The 16,260-nt window shown below is 44.6% G+C and carries 13 protein-coding genes; 3 read left to right on the forward strand and 10 right to left on the reverse strand.

Features of this window, described 5'->3' with window-relative positions; all coding sequences use genetic code 11:
- Positions 1-5 precede the first annotated feature (5 nt).
- Positions 6-1,043: a heat-inducible transcriptional repressor HrcA gene (gene hrcA, locus ACESON_RS00510; RefSeq protein ID WP_177960280.1), complete on the reverse strand. Its 1,038-nt coding sequence runs from the start codon at positions 1,041-1,043 to the stop codon at positions 6-8.
- A 282-nt stretch (positions 1,044-1,325) separates the two neighbouring features.
- Here hrcA and ACESON_RS00515 point away from each other — a divergent pair, with 282 nt between their 5' ends.
- A complete protein-coding gene (locus ACESON_RS00515) occupies positions 1,326-1,808 on the forward strand; it encodes a 3D domain-containing protein (protein WP_177960281.1) in 483 nt (160 codons plus the stop codon).
- Positions 1,809-2,128: 320 nt separating this feature from the next.
- The gene (locus ACESON_RS00520; RefSeq protein WP_373108285.1) at positions 2,129-2,875 is read left to right on the forward strand and encodes a 3D domain-containing protein; all 747 of its coding nucleotides are present in this window, start codon (positions 2,129-2,131) and stop codon (positions 2,873-2,875) included.
- Between the two features lie 870 nt (positions 2,876-3,745).
- Here the strand turns inward: ACESON_RS00520 and argH are convergent.
- Genes argH through ACESON_RS00535 form a run of 3 tightly spaced genes read right to left on the reverse strand, consistent with a single transcriptional unit; the run spans position 3,746 to position 8,794 of the window.
- Positions 3,746-5,125 (reverse strand): argininosuccinate lyase, encoded by a 1,380-nt coding sequence (gene argH, locus ACESON_RS00525; protein ID WP_373107924.1) that lies wholly within the window; start codon positions 5,123-5,125, stop codon positions 3,746-3,748.
- A 26-nt stretch (positions 5,126-5,151) separates the two neighbouring features.
- Entirely contained in the window at positions 5,152-8,346 is a 3,195-nt protein-coding gene (locus tag ACESON_RS00530) for a YfhO family protein (protein ID WP_373107925.1), read from the reverse strand.
- Between the two features lie 13 nt (positions 8,347-8,359).
- A complete protein-coding gene (locus ACESON_RS00535) occupies positions 8,360-8,794 on the reverse strand; it encodes a GtrA family protein (protein WP_373107927.1) in 435 nt (144 codons plus the stop codon).
- A 139-nt stretch (positions 8,795-8,933) separates the two neighbouring features.
- Between ACESON_RS00535 and ACESON_RS00540 the strand changes: the two genes are divergently transcribed.
- On the forward strand, positions 8,934-9,416 hold the full coding sequence (locus ACESON_RS00540; protein ID WP_177958596.1) for a glucose PTS transporter subunit IIA: 483 nt from the start codon (positions 8,934-8,936) through the stop codon (positions 9,414-9,416).
- A 71-nt stretch (positions 9,417-9,487) separates the two neighbouring features.
- Here the strand turns inward: ACESON_RS00540 and ACESON_RS00545 are convergent, their stop codons facing one another.
- The 6 genes from ACESON_RS00545 to ACESON_RS00570 form a co-directional block, all read right to left on the reverse strand.
- Entirely contained in the window at positions 9,488-10,795 is a 1,308-nt protein-coding gene (locus ACESON_RS00545; RefSeq protein ID WP_177958595.1) for a TRAP transporter large permease subunit, read from the reverse strand.
- On the reverse strand, positions 10,792-11,295 hold the full coding sequence (locus ACESON_RS00550; protein WP_373107929.1) for a TRAP transporter small permease: 504 nt from the start codon (positions 11,293-11,295) through the stop codon (positions 10,792-10,794). Before ACESON_RS00550 ends, ACESON_RS00545 begins: the two co-directional genes overlap by 4 nt.
- Before the next feature lies 1 nt (position 11,296).
- Positions 11,297-12,304: a TRAP transporter substrate-binding protein DctP gene (locus tag ACESON_RS00555; RefSeq protein WP_177958599.1), complete on the reverse strand. Its 1,008-nt coding sequence runs from the start codon at positions 12,302-12,304 to the stop codon at positions 11,297-11,299.
- A 194-nt stretch (positions 12,305-12,498) separates the two neighbouring features.
- The gene (locus tag ACESON_RS00560; protein ID WP_373108287.1) at positions 12,499-13,266 is read right to left on the reverse strand and encodes a response regulator; all 768 of its coding nucleotides are present in this window, start codon (positions 13,264-13,266) and stop codon (positions 12,499-12,501) included.
- 52 nt (positions 13,267-13,318) lie between these two features.
- Positions 13,319-14,770: a sensor histidine kinase gene (locus ACESON_RS00565; protein ID WP_373107931.1), complete on the reverse strand. Its 1,452-nt coding sequence runs from the start codon at positions 14,768-14,770 to the stop codon at positions 13,319-13,321.
- A gap of 170 nt (positions 14,771-14,940) precedes the next feature.
- Positions 14,941-16,233 carry an SLC13 family permease gene (locus ACESON_RS00570; protein ID WP_373107932.1) on the reverse strand — a complete coding sequence of 431 codons (1,293 nt, stop codon included), beginning with the start codon at positions 16,231-16,233 and terminating at the stop codon, positions 14,941-14,943.
- Positions 16,234-16,260 lie beyond the last annotated feature (27 nt).

Here is a 16,260-nt window from a genome sequence, read left to right on the forward strand (position 1 = left end):
GTCTATCACCTTTCCTCATTTTTAAACGTGGCATCCAGCTGCTTCATCAAATTCTTCAGAGTGCCGAGCACCTTCTCGTAGTCCATCCGCTTAGGACCGATGATACCAATGGTTCCCCGGATTCCCTCGCCCAAATCATAATTTGCTGTAACTACGCTGCAGTCCTTCATAGTCTGAACCGGAGTTTCATTTCCGATATAAACCTGAATTCCTGTCTCATCGGAGGCCTCATTCACATCTGTAATCAGCTCCTGAAGCACATCCTTCTGCTCAAAAGCCTTTAAAAGCTCGCTTGCCCGATCTCCATCGCTTAACTCCGGGTACTTGAAAATATTGGTAGCTCCGCTGGTATAAATCTGCAAATCCTCTTCATCAGCCCGAATGGCACGTGCAACCTCTGTCAGCACCGTATCCACCAGACTGCTGTGAACCCCTGCCTGCTCCTTCAGTCTGCTGATTACATCCAGGTTGATTTCCTCAATCGTCAGTCCATTTAAGGCGCTGTTCAGCAGAATATTCAAATTCAGCAGTTCTTCCCGGCTGATGTTCCTTGGAACATCTACCATGGTATTCTTAATCAGATTTCCCTCCACTACCGTAACAATCAGAAGCTTCCTGTCATCCATCATGGAAAGCTGGATAAACTTCAATTTGTTCCTGTGGTACTGGGGACCACTGATCAAGGCCGCATAATTGGTGTTGGTCGCCAAAAGCTGGGCCAGCTTCTTCAATACCAGTTCCACCCGGTCAACCCGCTGAATCATCAGCTCCTTGATCTCTGTCACTTCCTGTTCTTTTTCCTGCATGATCTGATCTACATAGAAGCGATATCCTTTATCTGAAGGAATACGCCCTGCTGATGTATGAGGCTGCAGGATATATCCCATCTCCTCCAAATCAGACATCTCATTGCGGATGGTCGCAGAACTCAGCTTCAAATCCGTATACTTGGAAATGGTTCTAGAGCCGACTGGCTCTCCCGTCTCCAGATAGGTTTTGATGATTGCTTTTAATATAGTAATCTTTCTCTCATCCAGCTCCATTCTGGCGGCCTCCTCTCTTTTAGGTTATTAGCACTCATAGATGAGGAGTGCTAACATCTGTGTTTAATATACTTTAACCCAGCACATTTGTCAAGGGTTTTTCAAAAAAAACTTTGGAAAACGCTTTTTTCTGTCTGAATTTTCCCATGACTGAGCTGTTACAAAATGTGTCATATTTTTGTAATAAATTGTTGACATTTAATATTTTTGTAATATATAATGAAGCCTGTGCAGCAACTCATTGACAATCACATTTTTATATGTTTAAGAGGTAAGTGAGCAATGAAAAAAAATACATTTCAGAATCTGTTCCGGCTTTCCGCCATTGTCGTATGCACCCTGTCCCTGAGCGTTTCCGCTTGGGCTTCCACCGAAACTTCTTCTATTGTTATATGCGGTTCAGAAACTTCTAAAGAGGAAGATGAAATTATTTTAAACGAAACTCCAGAAGATATTCAGGACACAGCCGATGAATTTGTGTCTCTTGGCATGTTTACCACAACTGGTTACTGCAATTGTGAACAATGCTCTGGCGGTCACAGCCTCACCTATGCCGGCACAGTGCCCCAGGCAGAGCACACGCTTTCTGCTGATCTGAATCTCTTTCCTATTGGTACACAGCTTATGGTAGATGGCATTATCTACACAGTTGAAGATATGGGTTCCTCTGTAAATGGCAATAAAATCGATATTTTTTATGACTGCCACCAGGATGCCGAGGCCCATGGCATGCAGCTTCAGGAGGTTTTTGCACTTGCTTTCTGATGAAACAATTCCCATCTCTTTCCAAAAATACACAAGATATAGTATGAGCGGATACCATATATAGGTTTTCCGCTCCTTTTTTACGCATTTTGTTGACAAATGAAAAAAAATATGTAAAATATGGACTTGTCGCTCATATATTACAAATTTGTTACATATATTTAGATTGTATGAAACTTTTGTTGATTTTTTGTTTTGCGGCTTCCAGCTGCAGAATACTGTAACAATTTGAGGCAACCGTTCAGCGCTTCTTGTCTGCTGTAAACAGGCAAGATACCCCTTTGAGCTGTTGCAATTTGAGCAGGAAAGGATTGAATATTATGTTGAAAACCAACACGATCTTTGCAACTATTGGACTTGCCTTCTGTCTTCTCTTCGGAGGTGCTTTTACTGCTTATGGCAGCCAGCCGGCCAACGGCTTTTTCGATGCCTTTGAAGGAAATACCATTGTAGGCTGGGGCTGGGATTCTTCCACTCCCAATACTGCAGTTCCGGTACATGTGACTGTAACAAATAAAGACTCCGGAGAAGTAGTCGGTGATTTCAAACCTACAGCCGGTACCTTCCGTCAGGACTTAAAGGAAAATGGAATTGGCAACGGAAACCACGGCTTCCGCATTTCCATGGATTGGGACAGTCTTCCCGACGGCTCCTATGTAATTCAGGGCTGGATTGAAGGCCAGGAATTTGAAAATACAAAAACCTATGTAAAAGGTGAGACTGCTCCGGCGGAGGAAGCTGCCCCGGCAGCAGAAGAGCCTCAGCAGAATTCTGGAATGCGTTCTCTGGGTCTGTTTCGAACCACAGCCTACTGTCCCTGCTACAAATGCTCTGAGGGCTGGGGACGCCACACCTCCAGCGGTGCCACCGCTCACGCCCGTCATACCATTGCTGTAGATCCTCGAGTAATTCCTATGGGCTCTAAGGTTATGATTGGCGGTGTGATTTATACAGCTGAAGACCGGGGAGGCGGTGTCAAAGGAAATCACATTGACATTTTTTATGACACCCATGCCCAGACCCGCCAGCACGGCTCCTTTATGCAGGAGGTATTCCTGGTACAGTAGTCTGAAAATCAATAACAAATAGAAGAGAAAGTACCGCTGATAGTCTGTTTCATACAGGCTTCTCAGCGGTACTGTTTTGTTTGTAGTATCTGGAATGCTTTCATATCATCGATCTCTTGCTTTTTTCCCTGGTACAGGTCTGCTCCCTCCCATGACAGATATAAAAATTCAGAAGCCTGTTCCCCTTTTTGAGTTTAGTCTAAAATTTCTTTCTCTGGAATTGTGCAAAACCTGACTTTTCTTCTTCATAATGCAAAATCTTGACTTCGGTTTGTGCAGGATTCGGCTTTTTCCTCTGAAAATGCACAATCTTCTCCCCTGTTTGTGCAGAATCCGGCTTTTTCCTTTGAAAATGCACAATCCTTCAACACCTTTTTCTGTCTGAATCTTCACATTTCAGAACTAATATAACTATACAGATTCAGAATCCACATATTCCTTCTGATTTCATGCAAACATAAACCCTGCAGTCTTTCAATCCACAAAATTCCGCCTGAAAGCTTTCACGAATGGAGAAAAAGAATATACCTTGGCACATCCCCGCAAAGCATTTTTGTACCACAGGATGAACATTCTTATGATACAAAAAAAGCCAGACCAGGTCCATGAAAGAACCTGCAATCTGACTTTTGTTTCTTATCTTTTCTTATTTTTAAGCTTTTCTCAACAGAGTACGTATTCTCTCTCCGGTATTCTGCATCCAGTAAACTTCCTCGAAGATTCCACTAAACTTTCACGGTGCTTCCGCTCCCCCCACTGAGCTTCCGCTAAACCTCCACTGAACTTCCACTAAGCTTTCATAGAGTTTCCTCTAATCTTCCATTAAACTTCCATAAAACCTCCGCTTCCCGTTCTATGTCTGTTTTTGTTTTACGCCTCTTCCTCCAGCCGTTTTCTGTAAATCTCAATTACCTTCTTCATAGCTTCCTGCCCGGGAGCGCCGATGGTTACACGCTTTTCTACACAGGTCTTCATGCTGATAGCATCGTAGATATCCGCCTCAAACACAGGACTGATAGCCTGAAACTCCTCCAGAGTCATATCATCCAGAGCAATTCCCCGTTCAATACAGAACAGCACCAGCTGGCCTACAATTCCATGAGCATCCCGGAAGGGAACTCCATGATTCACCAGATAATCGGCAGCATCTGTCGCGTTGGTAAAGCCGTTTTTCGCGCTGTTTTCCATGAATTCTTTATTAAAGGTCATTGTGGAGATCATGCCCGTAAACAAAGCCAGACTCCCCTTCACCGTATCAATGGCATCAAAGGTCAGCTCCTTATCCTCCTGCATATCCTTATCATAAGCCAGCGGAATACCCTTCATTACAGTAAGCATGGACATCAAAGCTCCATACACCCGTCCTGCCTTTCCTCGAACCAGCTCTGCAATATCCGGATTCTTTTTCTGGGGCATAATACTGCTGCCTGTGCTATAGGCATCATCCAGCTCCACAAAACGATATTCATTGCTGTTCCAGATAATAATTTCCTCGCTGAAACGGCTTAAATGCATGGCAATCATAGACAGAGCAGATAAAAGCTCAATCACATAATCGCGATCGGAAACAGAATCCATACTGTTTAAAGTAGGACCATAAAATCCAAGAAGCTCTGCCGTATATTCCCGATCCAGAGGATAGGTGGTTCCTGCCAGGGCGCCGGAGCCCAGCGGGCAGTAATTCATCCGCTCCCGGATATCATGAAGGCGTCCCCGATCCCTGGAAAACATTTCAAAATACGCGCCTACATGATGGGCCAGCGTTACCGGCTGTGCCTTCTGCAGATGGGTAAAACCAGGCATAAAGGTATCTGTATTAGCCTCCATAATTGCCAGAAGCTCCTCTAAAAGCTTCCGAACCAGTCCGTCCAGTTCATCAATTTCATCACGGCAGTAAAGCTTCATATCAAGAGCTACCTGGTCATTGCGGCTCCGGCCCGTGTGCAGCCGTTTTCCTGCATCTCCAATACGCTCAATCAAATTGGCCTCTACAAAAGAATGAATATCCTCATGCTCTTTTGTAAATTCCAGCTTTCCGGACTCAATATCTGCCAGAATTCCCTTCAGACCTCCAATAATGGCCTCCCGATCCTCTTCTGATACAATTCCCTGCTTCGCCAGCATGGTCACATGAGCAATGCTTCCCTGAATATCCTGATGGTAAAACTTCTGATCAAAGGACAGGGATTCATTAAAATTGTGTACCAGCTGATTCTCTTCCTTTGTAAAACGTCCTCCCCACAGCTTCATAATCTAGTCTCCTTTATTTTCCGTTTTTATCTTGTCGGCCGTTTCTTTTCCGCCCGCTCTTCGTATTCAAACTCTTCCTGATACCGCCTCCAGTATCTTCCTCCTGCTGCAATCAGGAAAAGCACAGCCACACTTCCAAGAGAAATCATCCATCCAGACGTCAGTCCTTTGGGATTGTATTTCATGGAAATCGTATGGCTTCCCGGCGTCAGCCTCACACCGATAAATGCATCCAGCATCTTTTCCGGCGGCTGCTCCACACCGTCCACCTTTACTCTCCATCCCTCATCATAAGGAATCGTTGTCATCATCAAACCGCTTTCCTCGCAGGAAATGGTTCCCTCCAAAGAGGTATCCGTCCAGCTGCTCAGAACCCATGGCTTAGCAGACAGCTTCTCATACACAGCCTTCAGGCCGCTTTCTGAAAACCGGTATACATCCGCCCAGAAATCGCTGCCCTCTTCTGCCTCCAGAACCACTTCTTCACCAGCCTCGCAGTATCCCAGCTCCACCAGATACCCTCTGTCCGTATTATCAAAGGTTTTGCTTCCCTTCCAGGTAGTGGCCTTCACCTTTTTTACCGACTTTCCTCCAGTGTAGGCGTAATACTCTCCCCCGATTTCCGGAGTAAAAGTCACTTTTTTCCCATCTGAAACTGTATCCAGCACAGTAACAAGCACCGGCTCCGTATTCAGAGCTGAAGTCAGATTATTCTGGACATCTGCAGGTTTTCCTGTATCCACATCCCACTGCTCTTCAAAATCAGCCCCTACCCAAAAGCCCAGAGGAAGCGTATAGCTGTTTTCACAAAGCCATACCCCCTCATCCTCTGCTTCCACAGTTCTCAGTTCCGATGGATCCGGCTGCTCCGAATACAGCCCGTATTTCACAGAAAACAGCGAATCCACCAGAGGGGTTCCTCCGGTAATGCTGTAAGCATTAGTAGAGCTTTCACATCCCAACTTCTTAAACAGCTTCGACAAGTCTGCATTTGCTGTTGAAGAAAACAGAGAGACTGAAGGAAAATGCATCCAGGCTCCGTCATTTTTCGTTTTTCTCGTTACCTTCTCCATACGGAAAAAGGTTTTGTTAGGCTGCACAGAATCCACCAGTCGTTCTACGGCATGATTATCTGCTTTATAGGCAGTTCTGCTGGTAGTTGTCACACTGGTCACAGTCATATTGACTGCTGCCTCAATCGAAACCACCGTCAGCGCCAGAAGAGCTGCCAGGTTCTGATACTTGATTCCCTTCTTATATAAATAAATCACTCCCAGATAAAGAGCCAGGAATAGAATCGCCACATAGAACACAATAAAATGAAAATGCGATTCTGTTGTCAGCTTCTGTGCCAGAAGTACAAAAACTACAGCTCCTGCAAACGCCCCGGTAATCTGTTTCCAGGGAATCTGCTCCAGATGCGTATACGCCCGATAACAGGCCGACAGCACCAGGAAAATATAAATATAAGACTGGCGGCAGGGCAGACTGTTGGGATAATGAAAGCCATGCCAGATAAAATTCAGAACATTGATAGAGAAACTGGCCAGGAAAAACAGCAGTAGCGTACAGGTCACAACCTTTTCCTTTGCCCGAATCTGCCTGCAGGCCAGATATAATGCAAAAAACATCAGGACTGCAACGCCGCAGTAGAGATTCGGCCAATGATCCAGTCCAATCTCCGTTTCCACATTTCCAATATGACGGGCAAGCATATCAAAAATAGGAAAATACTCACTGAAGGTTTTCGGAAAATTCACATCTCCAGATGCTGTTGTCTGCAGCACATAGATTTCCGGCAGAAGCACTGCCGCTGCCAGCCCCCCGGCCAAAAGAGAATACACCGTAAACCGGAAGGTTCTTCCTATGAACTTCTCCCAGTTCATATCCTCGTCCAAAACCAGAAGTGCTCCAAAATACAGAACCATGAAAATGCAGGTCATAATCGAAATATAGTAGTTGGACAGAATCGAAAGGCCCAGAGCTATACAATACATAAGGCCCTTTCCCTCTCGAACCAGCCGTTCCAGGCCAAAAACAATCAGAGGGAATAAAATAATGCAGTCCAGCCACATAATATTCCAGCTGTAGGCTGCCATATACCCGGACAGAGCATAAAAAATTCCGAAAAAGGCAATCCCAAAATCACGGGTATGGCAATGCTTTCTTAAATACCAGGCCATAGCCAGACCAGAAAGTCCTGTCTTTATGACAATAGAATATGTCATAAATTCGATTACAAGACTCTTCGGGCATAAAATCAGCAGCCAGTTTAAAGGGCTTGCCAGATAATAAGCGTACAGCGCTGAAAAATTCACTCCCATCCCCACATCCCAGCTGTAAAGCAGGCTTCCTCCATGCGTCAGCTTATACTGAAACTCAGAGAAAAACGGGGCATACTGGTGATACATATCTGTCCGCAAAAAAGACTCTTCTCCAAAGGGAAAAATCCCTCTCTGAATAAAAATAATCAGAAGAACCATAACCGGCACAAAAAACGCTGCCAAAAGCCCGTCTCCCGGACGTATCATCCCCTGTCTGGCCGTCCGGCCTCCTGCTGCTTTTCGGACAGGCGCATTTTTTTTCACCGGCTTTGGAGAAATCAGTTCCGGTCCCTTCTCCTGATTCTTTTCATGAGGAATGTTTTGATAGAAACTGCCTCCCGGCGCCTCTGTCTGTATCGTCCACTCCAGAGACTCGTCCTTTTTGCTGCAGCTGTCATGCTCCTGTTGTGTTAAGCTGTCTCCATCATATTCTTCCGACAAAAATTCTGCTCTCTTCTGCTCCGAATCACACTCTTCCTGCGCCCTTTCTATCAGGCTTCCTGCTCTGTTTCTTTCCTCTTCCTCAAATTCGTCCAGAAAATCACTTCCATTTTCTTCCGGAAATCCCTCCAAAAGGATCTCATCTGCCTCATCAGAATAACCTTCCGATAACGCCCGTTCCAGATCCTCATCAAAATATCCTTCCGGTATATCTTCATCTAAATACGAATCTCCAGCAGTTTTTGTCTTCCAGGCAACATGGCGTTCTCCCTCTGATTTCCAGACTTTGTCGGCCTCATTTTCCCTTCCGGCTCCCTTTTCCCGCTTCTCCACCCTTGCTACTGCCGACTCCATCTCAGCCAACAGCTCCTCCATAGAGCTTCTCTGCTTTTTTTCATTTACCATAAGTAAATCTTCCAATTCTTTCGTCGTTCGGGTGATTTTCCTGTCCCTCATAACCGGTTTCTCCTTATTTATGCTTTTCCCGATTCTTCTCTGATTTAAAAATGAACAGCTTACTGAACAGATAGTTAAGCACCAGTGAAATGGCTGAAACCACAATCTTGCAGATAAAATCCTGATGAATTTCCAAACCATCCACCAAAACAATCATCGCTATCATGGTAAAGACTCCAGTTGCCGCCCGGCAGATTACAAAAGGAACAAACTCGCTCCATATCTTCTTCGGATGAAGATCCAGGCTGGCAAAGACAAACAGCTTATTTGTTATAAAAGCAAACAAAACCGCCGCCGCCCAGGACAGTGCTGTTGCAAGCCGGTAATCCATACCGCCCTGGCGCATATACCAGTAGCTAAGCCAGTCTACAAGCGTGGTCAGAACCCCAAAAAACAGATAGGAAACTGTTTCTCTGTTTACAAGCTTTCTCCATAATTTCTCTATCATACCTTTTCTCCCTGCATGTAGTCTATTGTATTATAGGGCAGGAAAAGCAAAAAGTAAAGGGAATGTGCCTTGTAACTCCCATTCTGATGTGGTAAAATAATTGTAGTAATTTTTGAAAATAAATACAAGGAGAAGTGCCATGTTTGGATTTTTTAAAAAGAAAAGTGAACCCAAAGAATTAAAAGCCATGGTCAATGGCGAAGTAATTTCTGTTACTGAAGTAAAGGATGATGTTTTCTCCTCCTGTATGTTAGGCAAAGGCATTGCCATCCATCCCACGGACGGTGTTGTAGTCGCCCCCGTTGACGGAGAAATTTCCGTTACCATGGAGGGAACCAATCATGCTGTGGGTATCCGTATTGCCGAAGGCTTTGATCTGCTGATTCACATCGGTCTTGATACCGTATCCTTAAACGGTGAGGGCTTTACCTCCCATATTTCCATGGGACAGAAGGTAAAAGCCGGCGATAAACTGATCACTTTCGACAAGGCTCTGGTTGAATCCAAAGGTCTGTGCTCCGATGTAATCCTGATCGCACTGGATAATCCGGCTCTCCCGGCTCTGGACTTTAAGACCGGTATGACCGCTTCTGCCGGTGAAACCGTAGTTGCAACCTGGTAACTGTAAAAAGGACATCAGATGATACTGTCTGATGTCCTTCTTTCCTTTATCCTTATCTGATTTTCTAACATTTATACATATCCCAGCAGGCCAGGCAGCCACATGGACAATGCCGGAATGTAGGATACCATCAAAAGAACAATGAAAATTGCTGCAAAATATGCCAGTAATGGTCGAATCACTTCTTCAATCTTCGTTTTTCCTACCTTTACACCGACAAACAGAGTCGTTCCTACCGGAGGCGTAATGGTTCCGATACACAGGTTAAAGATAATCATAATACCGAAATGAATGGTATTCATGCCCAGTGTCTGACAAATTGGAAGGAAAATCGGTGTAAAAATCAGGCAAGCCGGCGTCATATCCATAAAGGTTCCCACAATCAGCAGCAGAATATTAATAATAAACAAAATGACATATCTGTTGTCACTGATTCCAAGCATAGCCTCAGACACCGCAGTCGGAATGCCTGTAAATGCCATTACCCAGCTCATAATACTGGAAACGCCTATCAGGAAAATAATAATTCCAGTCATTTCCGCACTGTCCAAAAAGATTTTCGGAAGCTCAGACGGCTTAATCGATTTATAAAAGAAAACAGACAATACCATACTGTACACAACTGCTACAACACTTCCCTCTGTTGCTGTAAAAATACCGGAAATAATACCACCAATAACCACAACAATCATAAACAGACAGGGAATTGCTTGCAAAAATACCTTCATTTTTTCACTTAAGGTAAACTTTTTCGTACTGCGATAACCCTTCTTTTTTGCAAAAACATAGATTACAATCATACATGCCAGTCCCCAGAGAATACCGGGAATATATCCTGCCATAAAGAGAGCTGCAACCGAAGTTCCACCGCTGACAAGAGAATACGTAATCATTACATTGCTGGGAGGAATCAAAAGTCCCGTAGGCGCTGTTGCAATATTGGCTGCCGCGGAGAAAGCTCTGTCATACCCTTCTTCTTCCTCAATCGGTCCAATAATGGATCCCATAGCAGAAGCTGCCGCTGTACCGGAACCGGAAATCGCACCAAAAAGCATATTGGCAACTGCATTGGTATGAGCCAGTGCACCGGGAATACTTCCTGTAAAAATTTTAGCAAAATTAATCAGACGAATGGCAATTCCGCCCTTGTTCATCAGATTTCCAGCCAGAATAAAAAACGGAATCGCCAGAAGACTGAAAACCGAAATACCAGAAAAAATTCTCTGAGCGCCCGTAAGAACGGATGCTCCCATATCAAGAACTGGAAGAATTGCTCCAATCGAGGACACAGCCAGAGCAACTGCAATCGGCACACCAGCCAGAAGCATTATTACCAAAAGCACTAAAATAATCAGCCCGCAGGCAACTGCGATTGTCATAATCTCACTTCCCCCTTCTCCTTAAATTCCATGTGAGCCACATCTATGGCATTCATGAGGCTAAAAATCATAATCAGAGCTCCTGTCACCGGTACAATCACATAAATATATGCCATCGGTACCTGTAAGGAGGCCGTTTTCTGAATCATAGTCAATTTGGTAATAGCGATACCGCCGTATACCATGACAACTGCTGCCAAAAGGAAAGAAAGAAGGTCAATTCCAATTTCCAGATATTTTCTTGGCGCTCCCGTCAGCTGATCTGCCAGAAATCCCATTCGCATATGATCCCGCCTTCCAAATACATAAGCTGATGCCAGCAACGCCATCCAAGTAAAGGAATAGGTCAGAAGCTCCTCCGATACCGTACTCGGTTTATTGAAGAAATAGCGGGTTACAATCTGGTAACTTCCAATCAGTGTCATAAAAACAAACAGTGCAATAATCACAATTCCCAGACCCTTCATAATTCCCGCTTTTGCCTTATGCATTGCTTCCATTTTATTCTCCCCCCTTTACTTTTTGATTCACTTCCTGAATATGATCATAAAAATCACGAATTTTCTCATTTTCCTGAAGCATCGTATCATGAAGCGGGAGAACCTTCTGTTTAAATGCATCTACATCTACATCGATAAACTCCACACCCATATCTTCTGCCGCAATCCGTTTTGCCTCTTCTGCACTTTTTTCCCACTCCTCCAGTTCTACCTCTGTTGAAAGAGCAGCGGCCTCTTTAAAAATCTGATAATCCTCATCACTCAGACTGTTTAAGAATTTCAGATTTGCTACCAGCATATCCGGAACCATCTGATGTTTGTTGTAGGAATAATATTTCGCTACCTCTCCATGCTTGTTATTGGTCAAAGCCAGTTCATTATTCTCAGCTCCGTCAATGACTCCCTGCTGAATCGCTGTGTATACTTCTCCAAATCCCATTGGTGCAGCAGCCGCATCAAATGCCTTCACCATTGCAACACTGGCCGGACTCTGCTGCACACGGATTTTTTTGCCTTTCAGATCCTCTGGTGTTTTAATCGGACTCTTACCGTAAAAATTTCTGGTCCCTGCATTGTACCAGGTTACCACACGGAAACCAGCCTCATCTGTAGATTCATAAATTCTTTCCATGTAGTCTGTATCCTGCATAACCGCCTTGTACACCTCTTCGGAATCAAACAAATACGGCATACTGAAAATCTCATAAACATCCGCAAAGGTTTCCAAATTGGCCGTGCCTGCCACTACAAAATCAATGGCTCCTGTCTGTGTCAGCTCAATGGCTTTCTGTGCAGAACCTAACAGCTCATTGGGAAAAATCTGAATTTCATATTTATCCCCTAGATTTTCTTCTACATACTCTTTAAAAGCCAGAAGTCCCAGATGTTCCGGGTGGGTTTCTGCCTGAGCATGAGAAATACGGACAATCCGCTTGCCTCCGGTCAGAGAAGCACAGCCAGTCAATCCCACTGCTGCTGCACTAAGAGCAAGAAGTGTCAGCTTTTTCATTATCTTCCTCACGTCACTACTTCCTTTCTATCTTCCCATAAGTTATTGATAAACTCAGTATAAAGAAAGGACCGCCGGATTGATACCGTAAATATTTGACATGCAGGAAGAAAATTTTGTCATACTGTCTGCGTCTGCCAGAGCAGGAAATCAGGGCGTCCTGCATACACCAGGACTGAATTTCAAAGCTGCCTTCACACGCTGTCTCTGTACTCGGAAGGATTCATTCCCGTAATCCGCTTAAATACCTTGGCAAAATAATTTGCATCATAATATCCAACCAGCATACTGACCTCACGGACACTGACATTTTTCTCCCGAAGAAGTCTCCTTGCCTCATGAATTCGAAAGGCAGTCAAATAGGCTGTAAAATTCTGATCAAAGCACTGCTTAAACAGCTTACAGAAATAGGCATCGGAGTAATTCATCATCCGTGCCGCATCCTGCATAGAAATATCCCGCATATAGTTTTTCTGAATATATCGACGAATTTTCTCTGCCGCCTGTCCCAGACGATCCGGTTCCTCCATATCTGCCTCATCCTTAAACTCCGCTCCATAAACCTCCTCTTTCCGTGACTCTTCCCCAAGGCATTCACAGCTCCTGTTCAGTTCTTCAAACTGCCGTCTCCTCTGAATTCGCCGCATGGCCTCCTCCATAACAGCAGTCAGCTCCTCCTCCTCACAGGGCTTCAAAAGATAATCCAATGCGTGGATCGCAATGGCCCGCTTGGCATAAGAGAATTCATCATAAGCAGTCAGAAAAATAATTTCGCAGCCCTCGTCCAGCCTTCGGATCTGCTCTGCAGCCTCCACACCATTCATCTCTGGCATGGAAATATCCATAATCACAATCTGGCACCGTTCCTGCGAACAGAGTTTAATTGCTTCCGTTCCGTCCACAGCCTGCAGAATCACTAAATTCTCTCCAAAACGCTTCAAAAGCCTTCTGGCAAGAGCCATCCTCTCTATCTGCTCATCATCTGCCAGCAGTACCTTATAGCTCTCTTTTTTTTCATTTTCCTGATTCACTGTTTTCCTCCTTATAGTGTTCCGGTGTAAATACTAGCTGCACTACAGTTCCACACCCACGCCTGCTGTAAAGGAACATTTCCCCATCCCGGTACATGGTGTGAATTCTTCGGTAAATATTACCGACTCCAATCCCTGTTCCCTGCTCATCCCCTTCTGTTAATGCCCTTTTGATCGCCTCCAGCTTCTCGGATTCCATTCCCTCCCCTGTATCCGCTACAGAAATCCATAGTCTTTGTTTATCCTTCCAGCTTCTTACAAGAATTTTTCCTCCTTTGCTTCTGGTTGAAAGACCATGTTTCACCGCGTTTTCCACCAATGGCTGCAGCATAAAAGACGGCACCAGAATTTCCAATGTTTCCGGCGAACAGTCTGTGAAATACTGTATTCGTTTTCCAAATCGCATCTGCTGCAAATACATATAGTCCTGAACCACCCGCAGCTCCCGTTCCAGAGGCATAACAGAGGCTGCTGATTTCAAATTGTAGCGAAACAACCGGCTTAATGCGTGAATCATTTTCTCTGTTGCAGCTGCATCTTCAATTTGAGCTGTCCCCGCAATCATATTTAATGTATTAAAAAGGAAATGCGGATTGATCTGACTTTTCAGCATCTGCAGTCGAACCGCTTCCAGCTGTCGTTCCTTTTCATGATTTTCCTTCAGTGCCTCTATATACCCCTTCGTAGCTGCCTTCATTTTATTGAAAGAGCGAATCAGCAGTCCAATTTCATCCTCTCCCGTTTCCTTAAGTTCTGGACCGGAAAAGTCATTCTTTCCAATCCGTTCTGCCTCTCCGGCCAACATCACCACCGGCTCTACAATCTTTCGGCGGACGGTTCTGCTTAACTGCCAGACCATCCAGAGGACTCCTGCTCCCCAGAGAATGCCAACCGCCGGAAGCATCGAAAATAAGAATCGATTTTTCTCGTACTCTTCATTTCCATCCTTCACAGTCATCTGCTCCAGCTGGCCAGCCCGATCTTTCATATATGTCTGAACCCGGTAGATGCGATACAGACGTTCCACATATTCCGGCTCCTGTCTTTCTGTATGTTCAAAAATTTCCAGTTCTTTTTCATAAGTATCATACATATTTCGGATAGACCAGATCCAGGCATACCGCTCCTCCCCAACCTTTTGATAATCAAATGGAAGAGCCTCCAGACATGCCTGCGTATTTTCCCTGGTCTCCAAAAAGCGTTTTCGATCCTCTGGCATCGAGGTGCTGACATAATGCTCAAAGGCCAGACTTTCCGCGTCTATGGCTGACCAGAAAGCCAGACTTTCTGCGTTACTTTCTAAAATTGCACCAAAGCCTCCTAGTCCAAACCAGGTTATCAACAGATTCGCACTCATAGAAAAAAAGACCACTGCTCCGGCACATGCAGCGATCCGCTTTACTTTTTTCTCCAACGAAAACCCATATTTTCCCATATACTTCCTCCTGCGCACTCTGTTTTGCATAGTATAGCATGTTCCTGACTGCTCTGGGTAGTTCTGTTTCTTCTATAATAAAGATTCTTTTCAACTTCTTAACAAAACAAAAGAATTGCCAACAAAAAAACTGGCAAGAAACACAAATCGCGTGTTTCTTACCAGTTTTTTTACTGTAATGGATAAAGTGTCATAATCCAGCCTACCGACACGATACAGCAGATGATTGCCAACGGAAGAGACTGCTTAATCATAGATTTCTGATCATATCCTCCATAGCTCATCAAATACGGAACAGCCGCTGTTGCCATCGGTGTCATATAGGCAGACAGACAGGCTGCCTGAATCAGAATCATCAGTCCTACCGGATTTGCTCCGATAGATGCACAGGTTGCAATTGCAATCGGATGGAAAATCATCATGCATCCCCGGTTTGACATTACCTGTGTCAGCATGAACGGTACAATGAAGAAAATCAAACCAATAATATAGGAATTTCCTCCTACCATCTGAACTACGTTAGCAATCATTCCTCCGATTAACTCACCTGCTCCTGTTGAAGACAATGCTCCTGCAATTCCCAAAGCTCCAACAATCAAAAGCAGCATACTTACCGGAATGGCTGCTGTAGCCTCCTTCGGCTTTAAAACTCCGCACCAAACCATCAGCAGGGCGCCGATTACTGTAACCTGCCAGTTCTCCAGTCCCAGCTGTTTTGCAAACATCAAAGCAATGGCATCTCCGAAGAAAATCAGAATTCCGGCATATTCCTGGAAATTGTTCAAAGGAGCCTTGGCAGCTGCCTTTTTTACTTCCTTCATATCTCCGCCTATAACAGGCTCATCCGGAGCAAATCTGGTAGCAATAAAACCGCAGTACAGAACACAGATAATCAACATGGGAAGGCGGGCTTTCATTGGATCCAGAAGTCCTACCGTATAATCCAGATATCCATAGCTTTCCAGATATCCGTTTAATTCTGCTGCAATCGTCGCACCTGCGCCAACCGGAAGCGTACAGCAGGTAACAATCGTAGTTACGCCCAAAGAAAACATTACTTTACTGGATTTCAGCCCCATACTTTCTGCAGAAGCAGCCAGCATGGGAGCAACAATACCGAATACTGCCACCGGGCTCTGCACAAACTGGCTGAGAATCATTCCGATCAGCACATACCCAAAAACCATCTTGGCCATATTTCCCTTAGACATACTGGAAATTTTATCTGCAACCTTCATGCAGAATGCTGTTCTGTTAAAGCCTGCAGCTACGATACACATACCTGCAATCATAATGACATTGCCATTGGCAAAATACCCGACAGCTGTCTTTGCATCCAGACAGCCGGTCAGAGACAGAGCTGTCAAAGAACTGATAGCAAAGGTTGCCAGACTGAGTTTTCCGCTGCAATACCCAATAACGGTAATTGCAAAAATTATCAGACATATAGTTAGCTGACTCATAAACACCTCCAAAAAATAATAAATTTC

Source organism: Lachnoclostridium sp. Marseille-P6806, assembly GCF_964238185.1.
Classification (GTDB): Bacteria; Bacillota; Clostridia; order Lachnospirales; family Lachnospiraceae; genus Brotaphodocola.

Coding starts and splice junctions, on each gene's coding strand:
- ACESON_RS00560 (WP_373108287.1), bottom strand. CDS start 13,266: ATGGCTCTTGCCAGAAGGCTTTTGAAGCGTTTTGGAGAGAATTTAGTG.
- ACESON_RS00540 (WP_177958596.1), top strand. CDS start 8,934: ATGTTTGGATTTTTTAAAAAGAAAAGTGAACCCAAAGAATTAAAAGCC.
- ACESON_RS00530 (WP_373107925.1), bottom strand. CDS start 8,346: ATGAGGGACAGGAAAATCACCCGAACGACGAAAGAATTGGAAGATTTA.
- ACESON_RS00550 (WP_373107929.1), bottom strand. CDS start 11,295: ATGGAAGCAATGCATAAGGCAAAAGCGGGAATTATGAAGGGTCTGGGA.
- hrcA (WP_177960280.1), bottom strand. CDS start 1,043: ATGGAGCTGGATGAGAGAAAGATTACTATATTAAAAGCAATCATCAAA.
- ACESON_RS00515 (WP_177960281.1), top strand. CDS start 1,326: ATGAAAAAAAATACATTTCAGAATCTGTTCCGGCTTTCCGCCATTGTC.
- ACESON_RS00535 (WP_373107927.1), bottom strand. CDS start 8,794: ATGATAGAGAAATTATGGAGAAAGCTTGTAAACAGAGAAACAGTTTCC.
- ACESON_RS00555 (WP_177958599.1), bottom strand. CDS start 12,304: ATGAAAAAGCTGACACTTCTTGCTCTTAGTGCAGCAGCAGTGGGATTG.
- ACESON_RS00520 (WP_373108285.1), top strand. CDS start 2,129: ATGTTGAAAACCAACACGATCTTTGCAACTATTGGACTTGCCTTCTGT.
- ACESON_RS00570 (WP_373107932.1), bottom strand. CDS start 16,233: ATGAGTCAGCTAACTATATGTCTGATAATTTTTGCAATTACCGTTATT.
- ACESON_RS00565 (WP_373107931.1), bottom strand. CDS start 14,770: ATGGGAAAATATGGGTTTTCGTTGGAGAAAAAAGTAAAGCGGATCGCT.
- argH (WP_373107924.1), bottom strand. CDS start 5,125: ATGAAGCTGTGGGGAGGACGTTTTACAAAGGAAGAGAATCAGCTGGTA.
- ACESON_RS00545 (WP_177958595.1), bottom strand. CDS start 10,795: ATGACAATCGCAGTTGCCTGCGGGCTGATTATTTTAGTGCTTTTGGTA.